Below are 25,328 nucleotides of genomic sequence, written 5' to 3'. Positions count from 1 at the left end.
CTTTCAAGTCTATAGTAAAAGATGGCGTTTGTTTACAATTAGGTTGAAATATTTTAAAAAAACAATTGTAGCAATTGCAATGTTTTACCTATTTTTAAACTTGAATTATTTATGGGTCTAGTCAGCAATTTAAAATAATATAATGGCGTACAATAGAATTGTGATATCAAAGTTCGGAGCTCCTGAACAATTAAAAAAAGTAAGAGAAAAGGAGCTGCCCGTTCCTAAAAAAGGGGAGGTAAGAATTAAAGTTTTAGCCACAAGTGCATGCTATACTGATACACTTATTCGCCGTGGAATTTATCCAGCTGTGAGAGATAAGCCGCCTTTTTCGCCTGGTTACGACTTGGTAGGTGTGGTAGATGCTCTTGGTGAAGGGGTAGATAATTTAACCATTGGACAGAAGGTAGCTGACTTAACGGTGATTGGTGCATATACAGAATACATTTGTCTTGACTCAAATTCTGTAGTTGTGGTGCCGGAAGATATACCCCCTGTAGAAGCAGTTAGTTTGGTTTTGACTTACGTAACTGCCTACCAAATGCTACACCGCTTTATACAGGTAAAAGAAGGGGATGTCATTTTGATTCACGCCTGTTCGGGTGCTGTGGGTACTGCACTGTTGCAATTGGGTAAATTAATGAACCTTAAAATGTATGGTACAGCTTCTAAAAGCAAACACCAGTTTATTAAAGCAATGGGTGCCATTCCAATTGATTATAATAAGGAAGATTTCGCTGCGGTTATTAAAAGGAGTGAACCTGATGGAATTGATTTTGTTTTTGACCCTATTGGAGGTAGTTATTTTCCACGCTCTTTAAGTGTATTGAAAAAGAAAGGAACCTTGGTTGCATACGGTTATCAAAACGCGGCAAGTGGAAAAGATGGTCATGTAGTACTCGATTTTTTTAAGATTTTATTCTGGAACTTAATGCCAACCAAGCCATCTGCAAAATTTTATATCATCACTTCCTTCCGTAAAAAACATCCAGATTGGTTCAAAGAAGATTTAAAGTTATTATTTGAACTATTGTCAGCCAAAAAGATAAAACCTGTTATTGGAAAAGTAATGAGCTTAGATCAAGCAGCTGAAGCGCATAGTCTTGTCGAAAATTATAAAGTAGAAGGTAAGGTGGTTTTAACGGTGAACGATTAGAAAAAGTCTGTTAAATCCATCCCTGACTTGAAAACTACTTCGCAATAGCAAAAGAAAGTCTTACTTCATGAGAGCCTGCGCTATAGTTACTTAATGTGCTGTGATTTTCATAATATAAATAAGCTAATTTGAACTTCATAATCTTTATAGTGGCACCTAAATAATAATTTTTATGGGAACTGATTCCCGCACCAATGGAAAAAATGTCTTCTTTAAACTGAAAGTAGGTCATGATCCTAGTGTTTATAATCACCAAGTCAGTAACGCTGTTTAGCATAGGATAGATGTGATGTTTTCCTACCTTAAAGCGATAGCCTGCCTGCAGGTTGTAATGTCGACTTGCTTGATAGCCATCAAAAGTTGGTTGCGTCAAGTTGGTAGAAGATAGTCCTAAGTAATGATTTTTACCTGTCCAGAAAAGACCTGCATTTAAATCAAAACGGCTACCATCTACATAATTGAACTGTTCACCAAAGTATGATGTGCCTTCTAATTTATATGTAATTCGCTTTATACCTGCCGAGACTCCAATGGCTAATGTGGAGTTTTTTAGTTTTATAGGATAACTAATGGGTATGTTAATTGTCTGCATGTCTAGAAGACCCATTTGTTGATGGACCACATTCAAACCTATGGGTAGATTTAATTTTTCCATGGAATTTTTTAATCCAAATTTAGTGTCTGCTTCAATGTTGAAAGCAAAATTTTGAAAATTACTTGGTATAGATGGCCATAAATTTTGATAAATTAGATTTGTCGAAAAGGAGTTTGCGCTTCCAGTAGCGGCGGGATTGTTCCAAAATGGAGAAAAGCCATCACTTGCAAAATTCGGGTCTGATTGGGCAAAAGTCGTTGTAGTTGACAGGCAAAGGACGAAGAAGGATAGGACTAATTTTTTCATAATAAAATAGATTAATGATTCACTTTCAATCACTTTAAATGACTTAGGTTCATTAGTAGAACATTTGGAATGCTTAAAAAGTTACAAGTGTAAATTTTATCAGCAAGGATTTATCTCCTTCGAATGAGCTAAGTGTATAAAATTTAAAAGCATTCAAAATTGAGTGAGATTACACCTTTCACCATTAAAAAACCATTCAATAATTATACTTATTTAAGCTGTTTAAATATGTTCTAAAAAAAATCATTTTCGAGGTACAGATTGGTTTATTTTTAATAAAATCAGTTAAAATAATCGAGCCAAACACCATTCTCCATTTTAAATAATTAAGCTACTTTTGCAATAAATACAGGACTGCCTTCATGCAAAATTTAAAAACGCACTACCACCCCGAAGTAAAAACATTGACGAATAAAACTGTTTTTACTAGGCATGCTACCCGAAGTATTGCCATTCAAGGAGAGGATATTTTATTGCTCTACACCGAAAGGTATGAAGATTATAGCTTGCCTGGTGGAGGTTTAGATTTGGGAGAAGATAAGCTGACGGGGATGGTGCGGGAATTGGAAGAAGAGACAGGTGCTAAGTCCATTAGAAATATTCAGCCTTTTGGCACTTACGAAGAGTATCGTCCATGGCATAAACCGGATTTCGACATACAGCACATGATTTCTTATTGCTATACTTGTGAGATTGACAAGGAATTAGGTGTTGCTAAAATGGAGGACTACGAAACAAAAAATGGCATGCGTGCAGTTTGGGTAAATATTCATGATGCCATTCAGCACAATAAAAATACCATTGCCAATAGTGATAAAAAAGGCATGTCTATTGTGCGAGAATTGTTTTTACTGGAGCTGATTGTTGAAAGAGAGCAGTTTTAATTGGCTTTAATGCATAAAAAAAGCCTAAACTAAAGATAGTGTTAGGCTTTTTTTTATTTTAAATTTTCTGGAATCTCACAAATAGGAATAGGAACCATTTTATGTTTATTGGCTCGGTGAAAACTATGGTAAATTTTAATGACTTCTTTTTGACGATCTGTTAAATCTTTAGGATTACCTTCAAATGTCATGGCCCATTCCAGTTCTGGATAAGTAGCACCAATTTGTCCTTCGTCAGTGCGTTCATCTTTCCATAAGCCGTCTGTTGGTGCAGCATTTTGAATAGACTGAACAATGTCAAGTTCCTTAGCTATGGCAAATACTTCGCTTTTAAACAGGTCGGCAATCGGACTTAAATCTACGCCGCCATCACCATATTTGGTGTAAAACCCTACGCCAAAATCTTCCACTTTATTCCCTGTCCCAGCGACTAATAATCCATTGGCTTGTCCAACGGCATATAAAGTTGTCATTCTAAGTCTGGCACGGGTGTTTGCCATAGATAGCCCATGGTTTTCTACCCCTTCTGGAAAACTTGCTTTTATGGTTTCAAATGAATCGGTAAGGTTTACCCTATGGTGACTTACATTTGCGTATTTTTTTTCTAACCAATTAATGTGTGCTAGCCCTCTATCCACTTCATTGTCGTTTTGATGGATATCCATTTCAAGACAAATTAATTTCAGTCCTGTTCTAGCACAAAGGGTGGAGGTTACCGCAGAGTCAATACCACCACTAATGCCTATGATGAATCCTTTGACACCAGCATTGTTGGCATAAGTTTTAAGCCAATCTGAAATATAATCAATTACTTTAACTGTCTGCATCTTAAAACAATAAGCCCACTTTTAATTCAAACATGTGTTGTGGGTTACTTTTTACATTTAAATTCTCATAACGGTAAGTCGTACCGTCAGCAATTTTGTCTGCTAAATGCTCAGATTTTTGGTAAACAATAGGCGTTACACCATAATTGAAGCCTACTTCTCCGAATAAAAAAGTATTTCCTGTAAAGTTCCATTCTGCTCCACCATAAATGCCAATTGTTGATCTTACAAAAGACAATCCTTTTTTAAAGGTGGTTGGCTTCATGTTTTCTTTAGTACTGATCGTGTTAGCATCACGATCAAAAGCCCCGGTTGTTGGATTGTATTTTGCAGCATACCCTTCGTCTGTATATCTTACACCAGCTAAAAAGCTAGTTCTAAATCCAAATTTCCCGTAATAACTCATGGTACCAATCATGTTGGTTTGAAATTTTAAGAATAAAGGAATGGTAATGTACTTTCCTTTAAAGTTTCTTGTGCTTAACTCGAAAGCAGCTGTGTCTGTATAGTCTTCTACTAAACCATCTTTGTATTTGTAGATTTCCGTATCATTGAATCCGTAAAACACATTTCCTAAGTTGGTGTTTGAAGCACTACCGTAATTTAATTTAAATGATTCTAAGTCAAACTGTACACCCGTTGAAAAAGCAATATTATTATTAATGCGATAATCTCCCACCATGCCAATGGTAAAACCAGAACCAATACCGTTTCGTTCAATTTTGGTAGTTTGCACTTTTATCCAACTCGCAGTTGTTCCCATCACTAATCCAGCGCGTATTTTTTTATCTTGGGCCTCAGCACCAAAAGCTATACCTGCAATTAAAATTAAAGAAAATATTTTTTTCATAGTTTATGCTTTTATCTTTGTACTACAATTATACTTAAATAATACCAAATGAAAAATAGATTTATCTATTTAATGCTATTTCCAGTCCTTTTTATTGCTTGTAATCAAAATCCATTGGCGGTAGATGTAAGTAATGTTTCCGTCGAAATAACACATGAAAATGTGGTGGAGGCTTATAAAAATGGATGGAAAAATGGTGATTTGTCAACCGTCAATAAAACCCTTTCTTCAAAAGGTGGCGAATTATATGATTATTACACCAAAGAAATGTTGCGTGTAGGTATGCCAATGCAAGATTCTACTGTGGCATTCTTAAAACTTTTTTTGGCCGATTCCATCATGCAAATTGTCCATCATAAAATAGAAAGTAAATTTGGTGATTTTCATACAGAAATGGAAGAGATAAGTGACATGTTTAAACATTTGAAGTACCATATACCAAACGCTTTACTTCCTGTAAGCGTGATGACTTATAATTCTACATTTACCAATGGTGTAATTTCTACCCCAAGTAGGATAGGGATTGGCTTGGAAATGTATTTGGGGTCTGAAGATGAAATTGTCAAAGAAGTACCTTTTCCCCTTTATTTAAAAAAACGAATGAATGCGGAATTTTTAATGGCTGATATCGCACAAAATTGGATTGTTTCTAATGTGATAGAAGGGGTTTTGGATGATACTTTTTTAGCCAATTTAATCTATAACGGAAAAATGTTGTACTTGATTAAAGCCATGATGCCAAATGCTGAAAACAATATTATTATGCGTTATTCAAAATCGGATTACGAATGGGCTGTAGCCAGTGAGTATGATGTGTGGCAATACATAGTTCAAGAAAACTGGGTGTATGCTTCAGAATTAAAATTAAATATGCGCTTTTTTAAAGAAGGACCAAATACTTCTGGTTTAGATGGTTCTCCTGATAGAATCGGGCAGTTTATTGGTTTTAAAATTATTGAAAATTACATGGAAAAATATCCGGAAACGACCTTAAAGTCATTGATTGCTGAAAAAAACACCACTAAAATATTAAAAACATATAAACCGAAAAAGTAATGGACAAATCTTCACAAATAAAAATAGACATCAATACAAATGAAAATAATGTTCCCAAAACAATGCATTGGAGTGCCGAAGATGGCGGTGTTGAAGGGGCAGAAGCAAAAGCTATGATTTTATCGCTATGGGATAAAAAACAACAAAATGCCATGCGAATCGATTTGTGGACCGAAGAAATGACGGTAGATGAAATGAAGCAATTTTTTCACCAAACCTTATTGACCATGGCCGATTCTTTTGAGCGCGCTACGGGAGAAAAAAATATCACGGAAGATTTACGTGACTATTGCTTGCATTTTGCAGACAAGATGGATATCATGCCTCCTTTAAGCTAAGCTGTTTTTACGGTCTTTTTTTTGGGAACTAAATGCTTGTATCCAATCATTAGTAATCCTAAATCAATTCCTTTTAACTTTCTCTCGTCTTTTACTTTTGTGGCGTTTAAATTTTTCATAATTGTAGTTTTATTTCAAGGTACTTCAAAATATGTGCCGAATCAACAATTATATTTTAACTGTTCATGTTATTGATTATTTAAAGGTCTTGAGGACTTCATTGGATTGGCTTATGTACGAGCTATTGTGTATGACACCTATTGATTGAATCTATTTGCGGATGAAGGATTATTTTTAGAGAGAGCCATTTTATCTGCTTAAGGAAATATTTTCTAATTTTGCTTAACATATATAAGTGGCTAGTAAATGAAACTTTTCAGATGCATTATTTTATGAAAAAGCAACTATTCTTATTTTCTGGACTCTTACTCTTTATCTTGTCGGGTTGCCAAACAAAGCGAGATGCTTTAAGTGGAATTTGCGAGCAGCAAACTATCTCCTCTTTTGATCAGTTTTTGGATATTTCAAAAAATACGCCTGAAGTTTTATTGAAGGACAAATTGGGAAAGTCAACTGGTGGTAATTATTCGGCAGACAAAAAAACATTTATTTACGAATTTAAGCAGATCTCACGAGTACCCATTGTTGTAAATGTAAACGCTGCATCTGGAGAAGTAAAATCTATTTTAATGGAGGTGCTAGGTTTAAAGGACAACTTTCTAATAGATGTGGAAGCGGCAAACGCTAATTATTTAATCGATAATTGTCATCTGCAATTGTTTGGCAAACAGCCAAAAGAAATTTTAGAGATTTTTGGAACACCAAAGATGGATAACCTGCAGGATGCACATGAAAAAACTCCTGTGAGAACTATTTTATATTTATCTAAGGATGGAGGTACAAAAGTGCGTTTTAACTTTTATCCTTCTCAAGATTACAAGTTGTCTTCTGTAAATGTACGTTGGTATTAATTTCATTTTTGCCGCTATTTTTATCAAGTATAAATAAACTTAAACACCAATTTTATCGTTTAAAATACTTTAAAATATGCTTGTTAATGCCTATATTCGCGACAAATTTGAAAACTATTTTTATGGCATTTGATATTGGAATGATCAAGAAGGTTTATCAAAACATGGTAGAACGTGTTGATAAAGCAAGAGAAATTACAGGTAAACCACTTACCTTATCTGAAAAAATATTGTATTCTCACCTTTGGGAGGGAAACGCAACAAAAGCATTTACCCGCGGTAAAGACTATGTTGATTTTGCCCCAGATAGGATTGCCTGTCAAGATGCAACTGCACAAATGGCTTTACTTCAGTTTATGCAAGCTGGTAAGTTAAAGGTAGCAGTTCCTACTACAGTGCACTGTGATCATTTAATTCAAGCAAAATCAGGTGCAGCAACCGATTTAAAAAGTGCCTTAGATACTTCAAGCGAAGTATTCGATTTTTTAGGTTCAGTTTCAAATAAGTATGGTATTGGTTTTTGGAAGCCAGGAGCTGGTATCATTCACCAAGTAGTTTTAGAAAATTATGCATTTCCTGGCGGAATGATGATTGGAACCGATTCTCATACGGTGAATGCAGGTGGATTAGGAATGGTTGCCATTGGAGTTGGTGGTGCTGATGCTGTGGATGTAATGGCAGGTATGGCTTGGGAATTAAAGTTTCCAAAACTAATCGGAATAAAATTAACAGGAAAATTATCAGGTTGGACAGCGCCTAAAGATGTAATCTTAAAAGTAGCTGGAATCTTAACCGTTAAAGGTGGGACTGGTGCCATTGTAGAATACTTTGGTGAAGGAGCACAATCTATGTCTTGTACTGGTAAAGGGACCATTTGTAATATGGGAGCTGAAATTGGTGCAACTACTTCTACTTTTGGATATGATGCTTCTATGGAGCGTTATTTAAAGGCTACAGATAGAGCAGATGTTGCAGAAGCAGCTAATGAAGTAAAAGATTATTTAACTGGTGATGCTGAAGTTTACGCTAATCCAGAAAAATACTTCGACCAAGTAATTGAAATTAACTTGTCAGAATTAAAACCACAAATTAATGGCCCTTTTTCTCCAGATTTAGCAACTACAGTTGGTGAAATGAATGAGAAAGCAACTAAAAATGGTTGGCCATTAGATGTGGAATGGGGATTGATTGGTTCTTGTACAAACTCTTCTTACGAAGATTTATCAAGAGCGGCTTCCATTGCAAAACAAGCTACCGATAAAGGTTTAGTGACTAAAGCTGAATTTGGTATTAACCCAGGATCAGAACAAGTAAGATTTACTGCAGAAAGAGATGGTATATTAAAAGCATTTGAAGATTTGGATGCAACGATCTTTACCAATGCATGTGGACCATGTATCGGACAATGGGCAAGATATAACGATCCTAAAAATGCACCTAAAAATAGTATCGTGCATTCTTTTAATAGAAACTTTTCTAAAAGAGCAGATGGTAACCCAAATACACATGCCTTTGTAACTTCTCCTGAAATGGTGGCAGCAATTGCAATTTCAGGACGTTTAGATTTTAATCCTTTAACGGATACTTTGACAAACAAAAACGGAGAACAAGTAAAATTAGACGAACCTACTGGTTGGGAATTACCACCAAAAGGGTTTGATGTGAAGGATAATGGTTTTGAAGCACCTATAGCGGATGGTTCAGGAATTAATATCTCTGTAAGTGAAACTTCAGACCGTATTCAATTATTGACACCTTTTAAACCATGGGATGGTAAAAATATCTTAGGCGCACCATTATTGATTAAAGCTTTTGGTAAATGTACTACCGATCATATTTCAATGGCTGGACCTTGGTTAAAATATAGAGGACACTTAGACAATATTTCTAATAACTGTTTAATTGGTGCAGTAAATGCTTTTGGTAAAGAAACCAACAAAGTGTTAAACCAATTGACTGGTGAGTATGATGCAGTTCCTGCTGTTGCAAGAGCTTACAAAGCAAAAAACATTCAAAGTGTTGTTGTTGGTGATCATAATTATGGAGAAGGTTCTTCTAGAGAGCACGCAGCTATGGAGCCACGTCACTTAAATGTAATTGCAGTAATCGTTAAATCTTTTGCTAGAATTCACGAAACAAACTTGAAAAAACAAGGAATGTTAGGGTTGACTTTTGCTAACGAAGCAGATTATGATTTAATTCAAGAAAAAGATAAATTTAACTTTATTGATTTGATGGAGTTTGCACCGGGAAAAGAATTAACTGTTGAAATTGAACATGCAGATAGTTCAAAAGATGTGGTAAAATTGAACCACACTTATAACGCAGCACAAATCGAATGGTTTAGATATGGTTCTGCATTGAACTTGATCAAAAGTCTTCAAAAATAAAAGGAATTATTATTCCGATCTAAAGAGCAACTTTTTGAGTTGCTCTTTTTTTTTGCATATTTGTATAGGCAATGGCGTTAATTAAAAAAATACTGGGACTCGAATTGTTGGTGCGTGACCGTAATCAATTAAATCGAAAATTACATGCCTGGTATTATCCAATTGTTTCTTTTTTACTTTGGCTTCTTTTTGTACCCCTTTCCGTGTGCAATAGTCTTGGTCTTTTTAATGCTGTACATTTTCTGGTTCGTCTTATTTATCCAACTCGTAAGCTGAATAAAGAGGAGGTTAGGAAGTTAGAAAGGGTGTATGGCGTTTCTCCCTGGTATTATAAAGTAAGGGTTTTGGAGTGTTCCCGTTTAGCCATTTTTGGCACAAAATTTATTCGTTCCCCCCATTTAGGATTTGTTTTCTGTAATACCATTCACTTTAGTAGGAACATATATACGGCATTAGATAATGATCAAGACATGGCCTGGTTAGTACACGAATACATACATATTATTCAATACAATCAATTTGGAATTGTTTATATTCCAATGGCGCTCAGGGCGCAAAAAAATGGTGGATATAGTTATGATGAACTTTGGCTTAAATCACCGCTTAAATCTTTTAATTTAGAACAACAAGGGGATGTAGCCCGTGCTTATTTTCAAGCATTAGACAATGGGAAAGATATTTCGGTGTACCAAACCATTGTTCCCTGTTTGAAATCTGGTAAAGTTTAGCGCAAAAAAAATCCCTTGACAAATTGCCAAGGGATTCATAAGTGAGAATTTTTTCTTAAAATTCAACAGTAAATTCAACTCTTCTATTTTCAGCTCTACCAGCTGAAGTATCATTTGTTGCTTTTGGTACAGTTTCACCATATCCAAAAGAAGTCAATCTTGAAGCTTCAACACCTTTACTTACCAAGTAATTCTTAACTGCAGTAGCACGTTTTTTAGATAATTCCATGTTTTTATCATCATTACCTTGTGCATCTGTATGCCCGTCAATTTTTAATTTATAAGTTGGGTTTTCTTTCATAATTTCAGCAACATTATTTAAAATTCCATTCGAAGATCTTTTAATGATATCTTTTCCAGATTCAAATTGAATTCCTTTTAACGCTTTTCTGAATACTTCTTTTGTAGATTCTTTAATTTCAGGACAACCATTGTTAGCTGCAACACCTGCAATTGTTGGACATTTATCCGCTTTGTCTAAAATACCATCTCCATCTGTATCCGGACAACCTTTTAATGTTGCAGGACCTTTAACTGTTGGACATTCATCTTCTGAATCTTGAATTCCATCACCATCTGTATCTGGACAACCTTTGAATTTTTCAATTCCAGCTACGTCAGGACAAGCATCTAAACTATCTACAATTCCATCACCATCAGCATCTGGACAACCATTTGCAGAAGCAATACCTTTAACTGTAGGACAAGCATCTTCTGAATCTTTAATGCCATCACCATCCGTATCCGGACAACCTTTGAATTTTTCTATTCCTTTAATTTTTGGACAATCATCTAAATGATCAGCAATACCATCACCATCTGTATCTAATGCACAGCCGTATTGGTCAACTTTAACTCCTTTAGGGGTAGTTGGACATTTATCTTTTTTATCAGAAACACCATCACCATCTGTATCTACTGTTTTTCCAAATAAGTAAGTTAAACCTATAGTATGAATAATGTATTGATCATGACCACCAGCAATATCTGCTTTTAAATCTCTATCGTCTCCTGTAGTATAACCATAATTTCCAGTGTAGTTAATACCAAGGTTGTCATTTAACATGACGTCTACGCCTAAACCAGCATTTCCTGAAAAATCAAGTCCTGGGGCACCGTTGTTTGCAAAATTTGCAACACCACCACCACCAAAAATGAATGGGCGAACCATAGCGTCTTCTGCTAAGATAACACCATTGTTAAATTTCATTCTTAATTGTAAAGTTCCAGTAAACATATCCGAATTAAATCCAGTCGCTGGAATTGGGTTTGTTCCATCTCCAGGTACACCAGGTACGTGGAAACCATATGCACCATAATTTAAACCAAGTCCAAGATTGAACCATGGGTTAAGGTAATAAGCCCCAGCAATTCCTACTTGGGTTCTGTATGCTTTGTTTGTATTAAAGAAAGAAGTGTTCCAATCTCCATAATAATCAGAAAGTCCAACACCAACGGTAAGTCCAATTTTTTGATCACTCGTTTGTCCGAACACAGTTCCTAAGGACAACATAAGCATTGATAATGACAATGTAAATTTTTTCATAGTATAAATTTTAAATTCTATTTCTCCTTTAAACAAACAGCGTGCCAAAAGTGAAATTAAACGATTCATACTAAGTTATGAAAAATCTTTACTTATTAATCATAATATCCAAGTAAATAGGGAGATGATCGGAGAAGCCACCTTGGTATTTATATCCCATATAAGTTCTATAAGGTTTTTTGCCAAAGCCATCTTTTTCGGGCTCTAGGAGCCATTCAGGGGAGAATATTTTGATTAGTTCAAAGTCAGTATGTAAACTGTTGCCTGCAGTCATTAACTTTTTATTGATGATAAATTGATCTAAAACGTGCCATTCGTGCTGGTATTTATTCGTGCCAGTCTTACTGACGAATTGCCAGCTTAAATTAATCAATTCATTATATTTTAGGCTTGTACTGTCTTTATGTGCTGCTAAAATTTCCGATAAACTGACATCATTTGGGTAGTCGTTAAAGTCGCCCATTGCCAAAATGTTTGCATTTGGATTTCCGCGTTGTATGGAGTCAATTTTGGATTTTAAAACCAAAGCTGCATACCCTCTTTTTGGCGCTGTAGCTAATTGTCCACCATATCGGGAAGGCCAATGGTTAACAAAGCAATGTAGGGTGTCTTTACCTACTAATCCGCTTAGCATTAAAATATCCCTGCTAGATCTACTTTGGTCTGGAAAGTTTAATACAAAAGAATGAAAATTAATTAGGGGGAAAAATGCTGGTCGGTAAATAAAAGCAACATCAATGCCTCTATTGTCTTTGCTCTCTTGGTGAATGATTTTGTAGTCAAATGCTTTTAAAGGCGTATTATGTACTAAATCGTTTAAGCATTGTATGTTCTCCACTTCACATAATCCAACAATTGCTGGCGGCTCCCATTCTCCAATAGCAATAATGTTTTGTGCAATTTGTTTCAACTTTGTCCAATACCTATAGTTGGTCCAGTATCGTGTGCCATCTGGTGTAAATTCTTCATCTTTTTTTAAAGGGTCGTCGCTTGGATGAAAAAGATTCTCCACATTATAAAACATTATTCTAATACCCGATTTTGAAGCTTGTGGATTTTGACCATGCATAAAAAATACTTGACCAATAAAAACCGTCAGGCATAATATGGTTTTAGCTGTAGACATTTATATTTTTTCAAAAATTAGAATGTTTCCGTAGAGGCAGTGTTCGACTTATCTTCAGATGCGTCTTTTAGCTTTGCCCCCACCAATGTTCCATTTACTATTTGTTGCTGAAAATCTGCCATGGCACTTGGAGAGTGTGGGATTAATATGGAAGAGTTTTTACCGTTGGCGCCTATGTTATTCAAGGTGTCAAAATATTGGGTTAACAATACAAATTGCATCACCTCTTCATGTGTAATGGATTTCAATGATTTTTGGAAATCTTCAACGGATTCTTTAAACCCACGTACAATTTCTAATCTTTGCTGTGCAATACCTTCACCAGATAATCTTTTGGATTCTGCATCTGCTTCGGCAGCTTTTACTACCCTGATTTTTGCTGCTTCGGCTTCTTCTAAAGTGGCTTCTTTATCTCTTTTTGCCGCGTTAATCTTATTCATAGAGTCTTTTACCCTTGCATCTGGATCAATGTCGGTGATTAAAGCTTTTACAATATTGTAACCATATTTATCCATTGATTCTGCTAAGTTTTGACGTACTGCGACAGCAATATCATCCTTTTTAGCAAATACATCATCTAATTCCATTTTAGGAACTTCTGCCCTTACATCATCAAAAATGTAAGAAGAAATTTGGTGCCTCGCATTGTCTAATGAGTAATAAGCATCCCATAATTTTTCATTCATCACTTGGAACTGAACGGAAACGGTTAAATGAACAAAAACATCATCTCTGGTTTTTGTTTCTACCTCTACATCTAATTGTTGTACCCGCATATTAATCACCCCTGCTTTGGAATCGATAAAAGGAATGATAAATCCAAGACCCGGTCCTGCCATCTTTTGAAACTTACCTAGTCGTTGAATCACAAAATAAGTTCTTTCTTCTACTAAAATAATTGATTTAAAAAGTAAGACCACTAACAATAGGCCACCTAAAATATACACTAACATATCTTCTTGATTCATCATTTTTCTTCTTTGCTTAAAAGTAAATAATTTAAGGGACATTTTAAATTAATTTCACCTTACTTTTCTTGATTTTAAAATGTTTTCCAAAGATTTAGAATTAATATTACTTTTGTACTTCAAAACTTAACAAATGAAAGCATACGTTTTTCCAGGCCAAGGGGCTCAATTTATAGGAATGGGTAAAGATTTATATGACCAATCTCCGTTGGCAAAGTCTTTATTCGATCAAGCAAATTCAATTTTAGGATTCAATATTACTGACATCATGTTCCATGGAACAGATGAGCAATTGAAGGAGACTAAAGTAACGCAACCGGCTATATTTTTACACTCTGTAATTTTAGCAAAAGTATTGGGAGATGATTTTAAACCTGAAATGGTTGCAGGTCACTCTTTAGGTGAGTTGTCTGCCTTGGTTGCAAATGGTGTTCTGAATTTTGAAGACGGTTTAAAATTGGTCTCTAAAAGAGCTTTAGCCATGCAAAAAGCATGTGAAGCTGAGCCTTCTACTATGGCTGCAATTTTAGGATTAGATGACGCAATTGTAGAAGAGGCTTGCGCAGCAATTGATGGGGTAGTAGTAGCAGCAAATTACAACTGTCCAGGTCAATTAGTGATTTCAGGAAGTGTAAGTGCAATAGATGAAGCTTGTGAAGTGTTGACTGAAAAAGGTGCGAGAAGAGCATTGAAATTACCAGTTGGTGGTGCATTTCATTCTCCGTTAATGGAACCTGCGAGAGCGGAATTAGCTGCAGCCATTGAGGCGACAACTTTTGGAGTGCCAAGTTGTCCAATTTATCAGAATGTAACGGCAAGCGCGGTGACGGATCCAGCGGAGATTAAAAAGAATTTAATCGCGCAATTAACAGCACCTGTTCGTTGGACACAAACCATGAATCAAATGATTGCAGATGGTTGTTCGGAAGTAGTGGAAGTAGGACCTGGTAAGGTATTGCAAGGATTATTTAAAAAAATAGACCGTAAATTCCCTACCGCTAGTGCCGCGTTGGAAGCATAAGTGATAAAGATTACAATTTAAAATTAAAAATGTATCGATCTTTGTAGTCGAAATAAAAAGAAAGAATATGGAAATTATAAGCGCAAACACATTAGAGAAAATGATTCAGGAAAATGCTGATATTACTATTATTGATGTGAGAACAGATGAAGAGATAGCAGAAGGAATGATCCCAAACGCTAAGCACCATAATGTGTTTAGTCCTGATTTTATGTCAGAAATTGAAGCATATGACCCTAATAAGGCTTATGTGATGATTTGTAGAAGCGGTGCCCGTAGTGGACAAGCTTGTATGCAAATGATGGGTGCTGGATTTCAGAAAATATACAACCTAGAAGGTGGTATGATGGGCTGGTCTGGTGAAACAGTATAAGTAGTAGTTTTTTTATTAATAGCCCCTTTCTTCTTGAAGAAAGGGGCTATTTTTTTTGTAGGATGATAAGTTTTGGTACTTAAAAACTTCTTCCATAAAATAAAATGAAAATTTCTTGTATTTTTAGGGGGAGAAATTGAACTTGGAAAACATGTAAATAGCAATACAAACCAAGTGAAGATTCGATAGTAAAAAATAGGTTCAATAGTAAATCTTTGTTTTATAATGAAAAGAATTTTAATTCTGTTTTCGCACCCTAAGTTTGAAAAGTCTCGTACCAATTCTGTGATGGTCGATCATATTAAAGATATTCCTGGTGTAACATTTAGAGATTTATACGAGTGTTATCCCGATTTTCATATTGACGTTGAAGCGGAAAAAGAATTACTTTCTGCACATGATGTTATCATATGGCAACACCCATTTTATTGGTATAGTTGTCCGCCCATAATGAAACAGTGGATGGATATGGTACTCGAGTTTGGCTGGGCTTATGGTCCGAATGGCGTAGCATTAAAAAATAAAACATGGTTGAATGTGATCACCACTGGAGGGGCAAGGGAAGTTTATTGTTCAGCTGGATCTAATAGTTATACGGTGAATGAATTTTTAAGACCTTTCGAGCAATCGGCAAATTTATGTGGGATGAATTATTTTCCGCCTTTTGCCGTGATGGGTACGCACAGTTTAAGTAAGGCCGAGGTCAAGGAATATGCTTTGGAATATGTTAAGTTGATCGATTTACTGCAGCAGGGATTAAGCCTTGGAGACTTTAAAAAGTGTGCATTCTTAAATGATATACCACAATTAAAAACACAATAATATGACAGGAGGTTTACTATTTGAAGCAATCGTTTTTTTAGCGGGTGCTATTTTATGTGTTTCCATTGCCAAGCGTTTAGGTTTGAGTTCTGTAATTGGTTATCTATTAGCAGGGGTGTTAATTGGACCATATGTATTGGGTTTTATCGGAGAAGAGGGGTCTGATATTCTTCATTTTGCGGAATTTGGTGTGGTAATGATGTTGTTTTTAATTGGTTTAGAGATTGAGCCGAAAAACTTTTGGAACATGCGTAAAAGCATTGTCGGTATGGGTGGATTACAAGTAGGTGGAACCATGTTGCTTTCGTATTTGCTGTTTACTTTTTTAGGTTTCGATTGGAAAATAGCATTGGTAATTTCCATGGCTGTAGCATTGTCGTCAACAGCCATTGCTTTACAAACCATTAAGGAAAAAGGTCTGATGGAGACCTCCTTTGGTAATGCTTCATTTTCAATTTTATTATTTCAAGATATTATCGTGATTTTTATGCTCGGTGCGTTGCCATTGTTGTCTAATTCAAATGAAGAAACACTTGCAAATGCGCCTAATGAACGGGTGAATTTATTAGATAATTTACCGATTGGATTTCAAACCTTAGCCATTATTTTCTCGGTGGTTTTGATTGTGATTACAGGTAGGTACTTAATTGTACCTATGTTGCGAAAAGTAGCTAAGTCTGGTGTAAGAGAATTATTGATTGCTGCTGCGTTTTTAATCGTATTTGCCATTTCTTTTTTAATGGAATATGTAGGTTTGAGTCCTGCTTTAGGTGCCTTTTTAGGTGGTGTAGTCCTTTCTAATAGTGAGTTTAAACACGAGCTTGAAAGTACGCTCGAACCTTTCAAAAACTTATTTCTTGGTTTGTTTTTTATGGCAGTAGGCGCCTCTATTAATTTTATTGTTATTGCAAACGATCCACTTATCGTTTTAGGGGTCTTGCTCGCAATAATTGCCATAAAAGCGTTGGTGCTTTTTTTTACTGGTCAAGTTTTCAAACTCAAATTAGATCAAAAACTGTTGCTTACTTTTAGTCTGGCGCAAATTGGAGAGTTTGCATTTGTCTTACTTTCATTTGCTTTTAGCTTGAATATCTTAACACAAGAACAAATGGATTTGATGTTGGTGGTAACCGCTTTATCAATGTCTGTAACGCCAATAATTAGTTTGATTAATGAAAGATTTATTTTACCTAAAATCGGAACTTTGGAATCTATTGAAAGACCAATGGACCATATTGCAAAAGCTCAAAATATTATTCTAGTCGGCTTTGGCCAGTTTGGTAGTACCGTAGGTCGGTTTTTAAGGTCGCATGGGGTAGAGGCTACTATTTTAGACAATGATTCTAACCATGTTGATTTTTTAAGAAAGATGGGGTTTGAAGCTTATTACGGTGATGCTACTCGTTTAGATTTATTGGAGTCAGCTGGAATTGCGGAAGCAAAAATGTTGATTTGTACTGTAGATAACCCAAATGTTACAAAACATATTGCCTCCATGGTAAAAGAAAAATATCCCCATGTGGAGTTAATGCTCCGAGCAAAGGATCGATCTTCAGCACGTGAATTAATTAATTTAGGTTTAGAAAATACTTATAGAGAAACCTTAGACACCTCTTTGGTGCTGGCTAGTGATGTATTAAGTAAAATGGGTTTTAGAAAATATACGCTGAGTCGTCAAGTGAAGAACTTTATTAAGTATGATGAAGAAATGCTCCGCAAATTCAAGGAAGCTAAAGGGGAAGACGATAATTATATCTCTCAAGCAAGAAAAGGTTTAGAACAACAAGAAAGGGTTTTAAATGAAGACTTTAAAAGGGGAATTGTGGAATACGATAACCTTTGGAGTAGTGATGAAATTATTAAAGCCTTGGCGGATAAGTAAACGTAAACAGGTTGATTTACTGAGCTATGTGTTTTTATTGAAAATAAATTAGCCTAAATATTTTTTTATTACTAAACGATTGGTTAGCTTTGTCGGGTATTTAAATACCAATGGCTAGAAAAAAGCAATATATAGAAGAAGAAGTGATTGCTAAAGCAATGAATTTGTTTTGGCGAAATGGGTATGAGAACACATCCATGCAAATGCTAGAAAAAGAAATGGGCATCAATAAATTTTCTATTTATTCTAGTTTCGGAAATAAGCACGGTGTGTTTATCGCTAGTCTAAATGCTTATAAAGTAAAGATAAATAGCATTTTTGATAAGTTTAAAAGTGCAAAAAATGGCGTGGCTGACATCAAACAATTTTTCTACGATTCTGTTGCTATAAATGATGAGCCAGGTAGTCAAAAGGGTTGCTTGGTGACCAGTACTTACAATGAGTTTGCGGTAAAAGAGGACGAAATGGTGAAAGCAGAAATGAATTCATTTATGGATAACTTGAAAGAAATTATCATTGAAAAGTTAAAAATGGATGGCAGTAAGGATGAAGATACTGTGCTGAAACAGGCGAATTTTTTATTGTTAGCAAAACACGGACTGGCTGCAGCGTCCCGTGTAAATACAAGAAAAGAAATGGAAGATTATATTGAAATGACCTTTGAAAGCATATAGCTTTTTTTTACCCTAAAACTAAACGATTGTTTAGATTGAATAAGAACGAATAAACAAATAGTAATAACATATAAATTAACAAACAACATGACAACATTAAAAATTAACACCCTTGAATCAGCACCAGAAGAAAGCAAAGCACTTTTAGAAAAATCAATTAAAGCCAATGGTATGATACCAAATTTACATGGTGTTTTGGCTGGTTCTCCAGGATTATTTGAGACTTACCAAACGATTCACCGCTTGTTTTTAGCCTCTTCATTTAATAAGGAAGAAGTAACAGTAGTATGGCAAACCATTAATGTAGAACACGAATGTCATTATTGTGTACCTGCACATACAGCAATTGCGAACATGATGAAAGTGGATAATGCAATTACAGAAGCTTTAAGAAATGGCACTGCATTACCAACAGAAAAACTACAAATACTACATGAATTCACATTAAAAATTGTGCGTAATCGTGGACAGGTATCACAAGCAGATTTGGATATTTTTTATGCTGCAGGGTATGAAGAAAGACAAGTGTTGGATGTGATTTTAGGATTGTCTCAAAAGATAATCAGTAACTATACGAACCACATTGCAAATACACCAGTAGACGCTCCATTTCAACCTTTTGAGTGGAAAAAATAATAGATAATAAACAGGACTAAACTAAAGCTCATGCGTGCTTAAAAACAACGGATAGGTGCAGGGGTTGAGGAAGTATATCTCTAAGGCAGTGTTATGCTAAATTAAATCACCTAGATAGTTTGGAGATCTAAATTTTATTTAGGCCACTTTTCGCAGGGAAAAGTGGCTTTTTTGATGCCATAGTTTTAAAATACAGTGAATAAAGGATTTTTTTTGATGAAATAGTATTTAATTTTGTATTTTAACCTAGAATTTATAATGCCATTTTTTTTACGAAAAAATATTGCCATGAAAAAAATTAATCTGTTATTAACTTTTTTATTTTATACTTTAGTTTCGCATGCCCAAAATACGGGTTCAACTTGTTTTAACCCTTTACCACTTATTCCGGGTTTAACTACATCTTTTTTGTTGCCACCTGCAGGAAATGCGTTAATATCGGCACCAAATAACAACTATGGATGTTTAATAAGTCCAAACGATTCTATTCAAACAGAAAGTCCATTTTGGCAATATATTAAAGTAGACTCCGCTGGCTTAATAGATTTAGAAATTATTTATTCGGTCACTGGATTCTCCTATATTCTGTATGGACCATTTAATGATTATAATGATATGTTAGGGAGTTGCGGAATGCTCGGTTCGCCTTCGGCTCCAATTGTGGATTGTATGACCAATGCTAGTGATTTAAATGTGGTGTTAAATCCAACCCAGCCTGGACAACATTACTTGATATTAGTAACGAATTCTTATGGATGGAACACTTTAATTTCCTTGAATGTGGATAGTAGTAGTACTGGATCTCTAGATACTACTTTACAGAAACATTTTCATAATTTATCTGGAAAAGTATTTTATGATCAGAATTTGAACGGAATTAAAGATGCTAATGAGTATAGTATCAATAGTCCCCTTTCTCAGGTGAATATAAGCCCCATTTCAAATTTTGGAAATACTACTTATACACAAGTAAACTTAAGTAACGATTTTCATTACCATCATTATTCTAATACTGCTGTAAATTATACAATCGATCATCCAATTCCACCTATATTTTCACACAGTACAGCCAGTACTTTTATGGTAACCTTAGACTCTGTTAATAACCATTCGGATACATTAGATTTTGGAATCTACCCAAATACAACTGCGGCAAGTGCTAACTTACAACATGTGAATCCTTGGACAGCTATGCATTGCATATATGGGGGGCAACTATTTGTCGAAATTCAAAATACGGGAACATCAGAATTTACAACTACAAATATGCGTTTAGAGCTAGATACGAATGCCAACTTTAATATGGCTTATTATATTAAAAACTTAGTATCTTCCTCGCTTTTAGCTGACTCTATTGTAGATAATAATGTGTATTTTACCCTAGATAATTTAAATCTCTTTCAAACGCAATTTGTAGGGTATAAATTGTTATTAGATACTACTGTAGTGGCAAATGACACCTTGACTTTTGTAGCGCATTATTCAGGCACAGACGGCTCTGGTATTACCACCATAGTATCTGACACATCCAATGTTGTTGTTTCTTGCTCTTATGATCCAAATAATAAATTAGTTTTTCCAAATGGTAAACAAGGACCGGCTGAAGTGTTACCTACTGACGCGTTAACTTATGTTGTCAATTTTCAAAATACAGGCAATGCAGAAGCGGTTAATGTGAGGATAAGTGATAGTATTTCGTCACATCTTGATTTGTCGACCTTGTCCGTTCTAGGGAAAAGTCATGACATGCATTACCTTATTAATCAAAATAGTAATGTGGTTACTTTTTACTTTAATGGTATTCATTTGCCCGATAGTTCAAATAGTCCAATAGGAAGTAAAGGCTTTGTAAAGTTTAAAATTAAACCATATCCTGCCCTAGTGCCGCATACAGAGATCGTCAATAATGCCAACATATATTTTGATTACAATGCGCCAATTCTCACCAATAACACCTTTAATATTATTGATTGTTACAATACGCCAAATCCAAACATTAACCATGTAAACGGTTTTCTTCAGGTATTAGACAACAACGATTATACCTATCAATGGTATTTCAACGATACTCTTATTGTAGGGGAAAATAGTGCTGAATTATTGGTAGATAAAAATGGAATTTATACCGTAATTATTATTGACCAATACAATTGTGAGGCTACTGCTACCTACCAGATTGATTATTTAAGCCTGCCTGCAAATGAAAAGGATGAAATGTTTATTTTTCCAAATCCCTTTAATGACTTAATAGAGGTGGTAGCCACGGATCAAAGCCACTTAGAAATTGTAGTAATGGATGAATTAGGCAAGATAATTATTGAATTTTCCCCTATTGATGTACAAAATTACTTGATAGACACACAAATGCTATCTAAGGGCATGTATTTTATCAAGATCACAGACCAGTTAGGAAACTCAATCATCAAAAAAATGGTTAAAAATTAAGCTGCTATTTTCATGAATTGAAAATGTCTACCTCTTTGGAAGTACATGTTTTATTGGAGTATGGAAAGAAATTTGGTATAACAAATGGCTCAGATCACGACAAACTAAACCCTACTTATATTTTGTTAAGCCCACGTTCCGAATACAAGAATGTGGGCTTTTCTTTCTTTAATTCTTTGGTGTGGAAACAGGCGATTGTTTACCTTTGGAAGAACAGTACAGCATTTGGAAGAACAGTACAGCATTACTGGTCAACACTGCATCAAGGGCTTGTTGTCGCTTACCCCACCTTATAAATGTTAATTATGAAAACAATTGTAAATATTATTTTATTGTCAATAAGTTTGAGTTCCTGCTTAGGCGTAAGTAGCAGTAATTCCGAGGCTTTGGTTGATTTCAATTTAAACAAAAGTGATTTTTCTAAAGAGAACCAAAAACAGTTTAGCGATTACTGGTATAATGGCACAGCTGAACTGACAGCATATGAGTTGAGTCAAGCCCGTTATGGTGAAATACATGAAGGTAAAGCCGTTTTAATATTTGTAACGGAACAGTTTTTGCCAAAAAAACAAGTGAAAGCCGACCAAAGCAGTCCTGAAAATATTACTGTCTTGAAATTAAATAGTACAAAAAAGTATTTGACAGGCATTTATCCATATTCCGTTATGGGGAGCGTTTTTACCCCTATAGATAAAAATGATCATGCGATTAAAGCCACTTTTTCTAGCCAAGAATGGTGCGGTCAGACTTATATTCAATTGAATAATCGAAAAAAATTCGAAGTAAATTCTCATTCCTACTTTGAAGGCAATGGAGACGATAAATTCAAGATTAAAAAAAGTTACTTAGAAAATGACATATGGACGAATATTCGAATGGATCCAAAAAGTTTACCATTGGGTAGCTTGAAAATGATTCCTTCTTTGGAATTTTTCGGTATGAATCATCAGCAAGTGAAAGTTTTTCAGGTCAATGCAACATTAGTAGAAAAAGACAGCTTAAATTATTACCAATTGTCATATCCTGAATTAAATCGGGTACTCATTATTAAATTTGAAAAAATCTTTCCATTTGCAATTGAAGGTTGGGAAGAAACTTACAAGAAACAAACGACAACCGCAACACGAATCAAAAGTATAAGAAGTGATTATTGGAATAAAAATAGTGTGAAAGATACGGTCCTTAGAAAGGAATTGGGCTTGTAATAAAGAGTGGGTTTTTATTTTTTGAAGGATTGTACAACATGAGTTATTGTTCTTTTCGAAAGACTAAAGGTCTTAAAAATTTCACAATTTCTTAATAATTGATAAATATCAGTTGTTCTAAATTCACCAGTTGTAAATTATTATTTATATTTGTTCTAAATAAACAAAATGAACATTCGACTGACAAAACTAAAGCAAAGAGTTGCCGCTAAAATTACTGCTATTGAAAGTGAAGAGGTGCTTGCTAGATTGGTCGAGTTAGGGATAATGCCAGGTGTTTTTTTGTCGGTTCAAAACAAGGCGCCTTTTAATGGTCCTTTAGCTGTTCTGGTAAATGGCACTAAAATAATTATCAGAAAAAAAGACGCATATTTCATTCTATTAGAAGCGTAAATTAATGAAAGAAGAACGTCATCAAATTGCATTAATCGGAAATCCGAATATTGGAAAAACTACCTTGTTTAACAAACTTTGCGGACTGAATCAAAAAACAGGGAATTATCCTGGGGTTACGGTTGATCAAGTAAAAGGTTTTGTTAAGGTAGCAGGTCAAGAGGTAGAATTAATCGACTTACCAGGAATTAATAGTATTTTTCCTACTTCAGAGGACGAAAGAGTAGTATATGATTTTTTAACCAATACAGATACAGTAAATAAACCTGAAAAAATACTGGTAGTTGTTTCTGCTTTAAACTTTAAAAGAAATTTATACTTATTTCACCAAATAAAAGATTTGGAAATGCCCGTAGTTTTAGTGGTCAATATGTTAGATGCTGCTAAAAAACAAGGTATTTTTATTGATTTAGAAAAACTTGGGAAATTAGTTGGTTGTCCAGTACTGGGGGTATCCGCTAAAACGGGAGAAGGGATTGAAGATTTGAAGAAAATGATGCTTGAAAAAGTACCTGAATCAAAGTCTGAAATTAGCAATTATAACCTTAGTTTAGATAAAGAAAAATTAAAAGCTTTTGCACAAAATTCTGGTTTAACATCTACCTATGCAGGTTTTTTACAATTAATATTTAAAGAAGAAAAAGAATTGGTGCATGCACTTTCTAACGGAAATACAACACCACATAAATTAAGGGTAAACGAATCTATTCTTCGGTATAAGTTAATAAACTCCTACTTTACGGAAGTTTACCGGGAAGACAAAACAAAGGCTTCCGATTTTTCAACCAGACTAGATCGTATTTTAATGCATCCAATTTGGGGGTATGCCATTTTTTTAGGGATTATGTTTTTGGTTTTTCAAGCCATTTTTACCCTGGCAGCATTTCCTATGGATTGGATTGATGAGGGAACCACCGCTATTGGCAGTTTTTTAAAAGATCTACTTCCAGAAGGTTATTTGAGTGATTTAGTAACGGAAGGTTTAATACCTGGAATTGGCGGAGTTGTTATTTTTATTCCGCAAATTTCTATTCTATTTTTCTTTTTTGCCATTCTCGAAGAAACGGGGTACATGACCAGAATAGTGTTCTTGATGGACCGAATAATGCAGCGTTTTGGTATGTCAGGAAAAAGTGTAGTGCCATTAATTTCAGGAATGGCTTGTGCGATACCAAGTATAATGGCCACTAGGACGATTGAGAATAGAAAAGAGCGATTGATTACCATTTTAGTCGCCCCTTTATTGACTTGCTCTGCTCGAATTCCTGTGTATGTTATTTTAATCGCCTTAATAGTACCCAACACTTATATTGGTCCTTTTGGACTGCAAGGGCTAGCAATGCTAGGCATGTATTTGTTAGGGATAGTTTCTGCCTTACTATCGGCTTGGGTATTTAAAATGATCCTTAAATCGAAACATAAGAGTAATTTAATACTTGAAATGCCACGGTATTTGGTGCCTAGTATGCGTAATATAGGTATTTCAGTATGGAAAAGTGTGAGTTCTTTTGTGACTAATGCAGGTAAAATTATCGTAGCCACCTCGATTATATTATTTGTACTTGCAACCAATGGAGGCGATAAATTTGAAAACGCAGAAACATTGGTGGCTGCCCAAGATGTGAAATTGGTGGGAGACGCTTTTGATAGCGAATTGGCTCATTTTAAGTTGGAGAATTCTTATTTAGGTTGGATTGGAAAAAAAATTGAACCCGTAATTAAACCTTTAGGTTATGACTGGAAAATAGGAATTGCATTAATTTCTTCTTTAGCCGCTAGAGAAGTATTTATTAGTACCATGGCCATTATTTATAACATTGATTCAGAAGAACCTTTAACGATCAAAGAAAAAATGCAAAGAGAAGTAAATGCAAATACTGGTATGGCTACTTTTAGCCTAGCGACTTCGGTTTCTTTGTTGATGTTTTATGCGTTTGCTTTACAGTGTTTTAGTACCGTAGCTGTGACCTACAAAGAGACGAAGTCTTTAAAATGGACGGTAGTACAGTTTTCTTATATGAGTGTGTTTGCTTACCTAGTGTCTTTAATCGTTTACCAATTACTTGCCTGATGATACAAACTATAATTGTATATAGTCTTTTCGCCTTAGCATTAACTTACCTAGGTGTGCGTTTT

At 34.9% G+C, this 25,328-nt stretch carries 25 protein-coding genes; 18 read left to right on the top strand and 7 right to left on the bottom strand.

Translation table 11 applies throughout. The features are described 5' to 3' along the window. The first annotated feature begins 142 nt into the window (after positions 1 to 142). A complete protein-coding gene (locus DNU06_RS12960) occupies positions 143 to 1,156 on the top strand; it encodes a medium chain dehydrogenase/reductase family protein (protein ID WP_111063890.1) in 1,014 nt (337 codons plus the stop codon). A 34-nt stretch (positions 1,157 to 1,190) separates the two neighbouring features. On the opposite strand, the gene DNU06_RS12955 is transcribed toward DNU06_RS12960, so the two are convergent. Beyond that, positions 1,191 to 2,057, bottom strand: coding sequence for a PorP/SprF family type IX secretion system membrane protein (locus DNU06_RS12955; protein ID WP_111063888.1), 867 nt, complete (start codon positions 2,055 to 2,057; stop codon positions 1,191 to 1,193). A 362-nt stretch (positions 2,058 to 2,419) separates the two neighbouring features. Here DNU06_RS12955 and DNU06_RS12950 point away from each other — a divergent pair, with 362 nt between their 5' ends. Then, positions 2,420 to 2,941, top strand: coding sequence for an NUDIX hydrolase (locus DNU06_RS12950; protein WP_111063886.1), 522 nt, complete (start codon positions 2,420 to 2,422; stop codon positions 2,939 to 2,941). 53 nt (positions 2,942 to 2,994) lie between these two features. Here DNU06_RS12950 and nadE read toward each other — a convergent pair whose 3' ends face one another. Further along, the gene (nadE, locus tag DNU06_RS12945; protein ID WP_111063884.1) at positions 2,995 to 3,768 is read right to left on the bottom strand and encodes an NAD(+) synthase; all 774 of its coding nucleotides are present in this window, start codon (positions 3,766 to 3,768) and stop codon (positions 2,995 to 2,997) included. Position 3,769: 1 nt separating this feature from the next. Then, a complete protein-coding gene (locus DNU06_RS12940) occupies positions 3,770 to 4,618 on the bottom strand; it encodes an outer membrane beta-barrel protein (RefSeq protein ID WP_111063882.1) in 849 nt (282 codons plus the stop codon). A 48-nt stretch (positions 4,619 to 4,666) separates the two neighbouring features. On the opposite strand from DNU06_RS12940, the gene gldB reads away from it, so the two are divergent. Then, on the top strand, positions 4,667 to 5,674 hold the full coding sequence (gene gldB, locus DNU06_RS12935) for a gliding motility lipoprotein GldB (protein WP_111063880.1): 1,008 nt from the start codon (positions 4,667 to 4,669) through the stop codon (positions 5,672 to 5,674). Continuing rightward, positions 5,674 to 6,012 carry a gliding motility protein GldC gene (gene gldC, locus DNU06_RS12930; RefSeq protein ID WP_111063878.1) on the top strand — a complete coding sequence of 113 codons (339 nt, stop codon included), beginning with the start codon at positions 5,674 to 5,676 and terminating at the stop codon, positions 6,010 to 6,012. Before gldB ends, gldC begins: the two co-directional genes overlap by 1 nt. On the opposite strand, the gene DNU06_RS18120 is transcribed toward gldC, so the two are convergent. Then, on the bottom strand, positions 6,009 to 6,131 hold the full coding sequence (locus tag DNU06_RS18120; RefSeq protein WP_262510052.1) for a hypothetical protein: 123 nt from the start codon (positions 6,129 to 6,131) through the stop codon (positions 6,009 to 6,011). The genes gldC and DNU06_RS18120 overlap by 4 nt on opposite strands. A gap of 273 nt (positions 6,132 to 6,404) precedes the next feature. On the opposite strand from DNU06_RS18120, the gene DNU06_RS12925 reads away from it, so the two are divergent. The 3 genes from DNU06_RS12925 (at position 6,405) to DNU06_RS12915 (ending at position 10,101) form a co-directional block, all read left to right on the top strand. Next, entirely contained in the window at positions 6,405 to 6,983 is a 579-nt protein-coding gene (locus DNU06_RS12925) for a hypothetical protein (protein WP_111063876.1), read from the top strand. A 122-nt stretch (positions 6,984 to 7,105) separates the two neighbouring features. Continuing rightward, positions 7,106 to 9,373, top strand: coding sequence for an aconitate hydratase (locus DNU06_RS12920; RefSeq protein WP_111063874.1), 2,268 nt, complete (start codon positions 7,106 to 7,108; stop codon positions 9,371 to 9,373). Between the two features lie 71 nt (positions 9,374 to 9,444). Beyond that, complete coding sequence (locus DNU06_RS12915) at positions 9,445 to 10,101, top strand: hypothetical protein (RefSeq protein WP_111063872.1); 657 nt, start codon at positions 9,445 to 9,447, stop codon at positions 10,099 to 10,101. A 55-nt stretch (positions 10,102 to 10,156) separates the two neighbouring features. Here DNU06_RS12915 and DNU06_RS12910 read toward each other — a convergent pair whose 3' ends face one another. The 3 genes from DNU06_RS12910 to DNU06_RS12900 form a co-directional block, all read right to left on the bottom strand. Next, positions 10,157 to 11,647, bottom strand: coding sequence for a thrombospondin type 3 repeat-containing protein (locus tag DNU06_RS12910; RefSeq protein WP_158526893.1), 1,491 nt, complete (start codon positions 11,645 to 11,647; stop codon positions 10,157 to 10,159). Positions 11,648 to 11,735: 88 nt separating this feature from the next. Then, the gene (locus tag DNU06_RS12905; protein ID WP_111063868.1) at positions 11,736 to 12,773 is read right to left on the bottom strand and encodes an endonuclease/exonuclease/phosphatase family protein; all 1,038 of its coding nucleotides are present in this window, start codon (positions 12,771 to 12,773) and stop codon (positions 11,736 to 11,738) included. Positions 12,774 to 12,790: 17 nt separating this feature from the next. Next, on the bottom strand, positions 12,791 to 13,783 hold the full coding sequence (locus tag DNU06_RS12900; RefSeq protein WP_199399027.1) for an SPFH domain-containing protein: 993 nt from the start codon (positions 13,781 to 13,783) through the stop codon (positions 12,791 to 12,793). Positions 13,784 to 13,874: 91 nt separating this feature from the next. Between DNU06_RS12900 and fabD the strand changes: the two genes are divergently transcribed. The 11 genes from fabD (at position 13,875) to feoB (ending at position 25,263) form a co-directional block, all read left to right on the top strand. Then, on the top strand, positions 13,875 to 14,762 hold the full coding sequence (gene fabD / locus DNU06_RS12895) for an ACP S-malonyltransferase (RefSeq protein ID WP_111063866.1): 888 nt from the start codon (positions 13,875 to 13,877) through the stop codon (positions 14,760 to 14,762). A 67-nt stretch (positions 14,763 to 14,829) separates the two neighbouring features. Beyond that, on the top strand, positions 14,830 to 15,135 hold the full coding sequence (locus DNU06_RS12890; protein ID WP_111063864.1) for a rhodanese-like domain-containing protein: 306 nt from the start codon (positions 14,830 to 14,832) through the stop codon (positions 15,133 to 15,135). Positions 15,136 to 15,360: 225 nt separating this feature from the next. Next, complete coding sequence (kefF, locus tag DNU06_RS12885) at positions 15,361 to 15,957, top strand: glutathione-regulated potassium-efflux system oxidoreductase KefF (RefSeq protein WP_111063862.1); 597 nt, start codon at positions 15,361 to 15,363, stop codon at positions 15,955 to 15,957. A gap of 1 nt (position 15,958) precedes the next feature. Further along, complete coding sequence (locus DNU06_RS12880; RefSeq protein ID WP_111063860.1) at positions 15,959 to 17,839, top strand: monovalent cation:proton antiporter-2 (CPA2) family protein; 1,881 nt, start codon at positions 15,959 to 15,961, stop codon at positions 17,837 to 17,839. A 110-nt stretch (positions 17,840 to 17,949) separates the two neighbouring features. Beyond that, a complete protein-coding gene (locus tag DNU06_RS12875; RefSeq protein ID WP_111063858.1) occupies positions 17,950 to 18,513 on the top strand; it encodes a TetR/AcrR family transcriptional regulator in 564 nt (187 codons plus the stop codon). An 87-nt stretch (positions 18,514 to 18,600) separates the two neighbouring features. Next, complete coding sequence (locus DNU06_RS12870) at positions 18,601 to 19,149, top strand: carboxymuconolactone decarboxylase family protein (RefSeq protein WP_111063856.1); 549 nt, start codon at positions 18,601 to 18,603, stop codon at positions 19,147 to 19,149. Between the two features lie 288 nt (positions 19,150 to 19,437). Next, positions 19,438 to 21,594 (top strand): T9SS type A sorting domain-containing protein, encoded by a 2,157-nt coding sequence (locus tag DNU06_RS12865; protein WP_158526892.1) that lies wholly within the window; start codon positions 19,438 to 19,440, stop codon positions 21,592 to 21,594. A 23-nt stretch (positions 21,595 to 21,617) separates the two neighbouring features. Then, positions 21,618 to 21,890, top strand: a complete 273-nt coding sequence (locus DNU06_RS12860) for a hypothetical protein (RefSeq protein ID WP_111063852.1) — start codon at positions 21,618 to 21,620, stop codon at positions 21,888 to 21,890. 9 nt (positions 21,891 to 21,899) lie between these two features. Continuing rightward, positions 21,900 to 22,799 carry a septum formation inhibitor Maf gene (locus DNU06_RS12855; protein WP_111063969.1) on the top strand — a complete coding sequence of 300 codons (900 nt, stop codon included), beginning with the start codon at positions 21,900 to 21,902 and terminating at the stop codon, positions 22,797 to 22,799. Positions 22,800 to 22,967: 168 nt separating this feature from the next. Further along, positions 22,968 to 23,192, top strand: a complete 225-nt coding sequence (locus DNU06_RS12850) for a FeoA family protein (protein ID WP_111063850.1) — start codon at positions 22,968 to 22,970, stop codon at positions 23,190 to 23,192. A 4-nt stretch (positions 23,193 to 23,196) separates the two neighbouring features. Next, complete coding sequence (gene feoB / locus DNU06_RS12845; RefSeq protein ID WP_111063848.1) at positions 23,197 to 25,263, top strand: ferrous iron transport protein B; 2,067 nt, start codon at positions 23,197 to 23,199, stop codon at positions 25,261 to 25,263. Positions 25,264 to 25,328: the final 65 nt, after the last annotated feature.

Source organism: Putridiphycobacter roseus, from assembly GCF_003234935.1.
Lineage (GTDB): Bacteria > Bacteroidota > Bacteroidia > Flavobacteriales_D > Crocinitomicaceae > Putridiphycobacter > Putridiphycobacter roseus.
The sequence above is the reverse complement of the archived record's forward strand: the minus strand, read 5'-3'. Positions and strand labels throughout refer to the sequence as shown.

Coding starts and splice junctions, on each gene's coding strand:
- DNU06_RS12850 (WP_111063850.1), top strand. CDS start 22,968: ATGAACATTCGACTGACAAAACTAAAGCAAAGAGTTGCCGCTAAAATT.
- DNU06_RS12890 (WP_111063864.1), top strand. CDS start 14,830: ATGGAAATTATAAGCGCAAACACATTAGAGAAAATGATTCAGGAAAAT.
- feoB (WP_111063848.1), top strand. CDS start 23,197: ATGAAAGAAGAACGTCATCAAATTGCATTAATCGGAAATCCGAATATT.
- DNU06_RS12940 (WP_111063882.1), bottom strand. CDS start 4,618: ATGAAAAAAATATTTTCTTTAATTTTAATTGCAGGTATAGCTTTTGGT.
- gldB (WP_111063880.1), top strand. CDS start 4,667: ATGAAAAATAGATTTATCTATTTAATGCTATTTCCAGTCCTTTTTATT.
- DNU06_RS12950 (WP_111063886.1), top strand. CDS start 2,420: ATGCAAAATTTAAAAACGCACTACCACCCCGAAGTAAAAACATTGACG.
- DNU06_RS12865 (WP_158526892.1), top strand. CDS start 19,438: ATGAAAAAAATTAATCTGTTATTAACTTTTTTATTTTATACTTTAGTT.
- nadE (WP_111063884.1), bottom strand. CDS start 3,768: ATGCAGACAGTTAAAGTAATTGATTATATTTCAGATTGGCTTAAAACT.
- DNU06_RS12860 (WP_111063852.1), top strand. CDS start 21,618: ATGTCTACCTCTTTGGAAGTACATGTTTTATTGGAGTATGGAAAGAAA.
- DNU06_RS12870 (WP_111063856.1), top strand. CDS start 18,601: ATGACAACATTAAAAATTAACACCCTTGAATCAGCACCAGAAGAAAGC.
- DNU06_RS12855 (WP_111063969.1), top strand. CDS start 21,900: ATGAAAACAATTGTAAATATTATTTTATTGTCAATAAGTTTGAGTTCC.
- gldC (WP_111063878.1), top strand. CDS start 5,674: ATGGACAAATCTTCACAAATAAAAATAGACATCAATACAAATGAAAAT.
- DNU06_RS12910 (WP_158526893.1), bottom strand. CDS start 11,647: ATGAAAAAATTTACATTGTCATTATCAATGCTTATGTTGTCCTTAGGA.
- DNU06_RS12920 (WP_111063874.1), top strand. CDS start 7,106: ATGGCATTTGATATTGGAATGATCAAGAAGGTTTATCAAAACATGGTA.
- kefF (WP_111063862.1), top strand. CDS start 15,361: ATGAAAAGAATTTTAATTCTGTTTTCGCACCCTAAGTTTGAAAAGTCT.
- DNU06_RS12960 (WP_111063890.1), top strand. CDS start 143: ATGGCGTACAATAGAATTGTGATATCAAAGTTCGGAGCTCCTGAACAA.
- DNU06_RS12875 (WP_111063858.1), top strand. CDS start 17,950: ATGGCTAGAAAAAAGCAATATATAGAAGAAGAAGTGATTGCTAAAGCA.
- DNU06_RS18120 (WP_262510052.1), bottom strand. CDS start 6,131: ATGAAAAATTTAAACGCCACAAAAGTAAAAGACGAGAGAAAGTTAAAA.
- DNU06_RS12880 (WP_111063860.1), top strand. CDS start 15,959: ATGACAGGAGGTTTACTATTTGAAGCAATCGTTTTTTTAGCGGGTGCT.
- DNU06_RS12925 (WP_111063876.1), top strand. CDS start 6,405: ATGAAAAAGCAACTATTCTTATTTTCTGGACTCTTACTCTTTATCTTG.
- fabD (WP_111063866.1), top strand. CDS start 13,875: ATGAAAGCATACGTTTTTCCAGGCCAAGGGGCTCAATTTATAGGAATG.
- DNU06_RS12900 (WP_199399027.1), bottom strand. CDS start 13,783: ATGTCCCTTAAATTATTTACTTTTAAGCAAAGAAGAAAAATGATGAAT.
- DNU06_RS12905 (WP_111063868.1), bottom strand. CDS start 12,773: ATGTCTACAGCTAAAACCATATTATGCCTGACGGTTTTTATTGGTCAA.
- DNU06_RS12955 (WP_111063888.1), bottom strand. CDS start 2,057: ATGAAAAAATTAGTCCTATCCTTCTTCGTCCTTTGCCTGTCAACTACA.
- DNU06_RS12915 (WP_111063872.1), top strand. CDS start 9,445: ATGGCGTTAATTAAAAAAATACTGGGACTCGAATTGTTGGTGCGTGAC.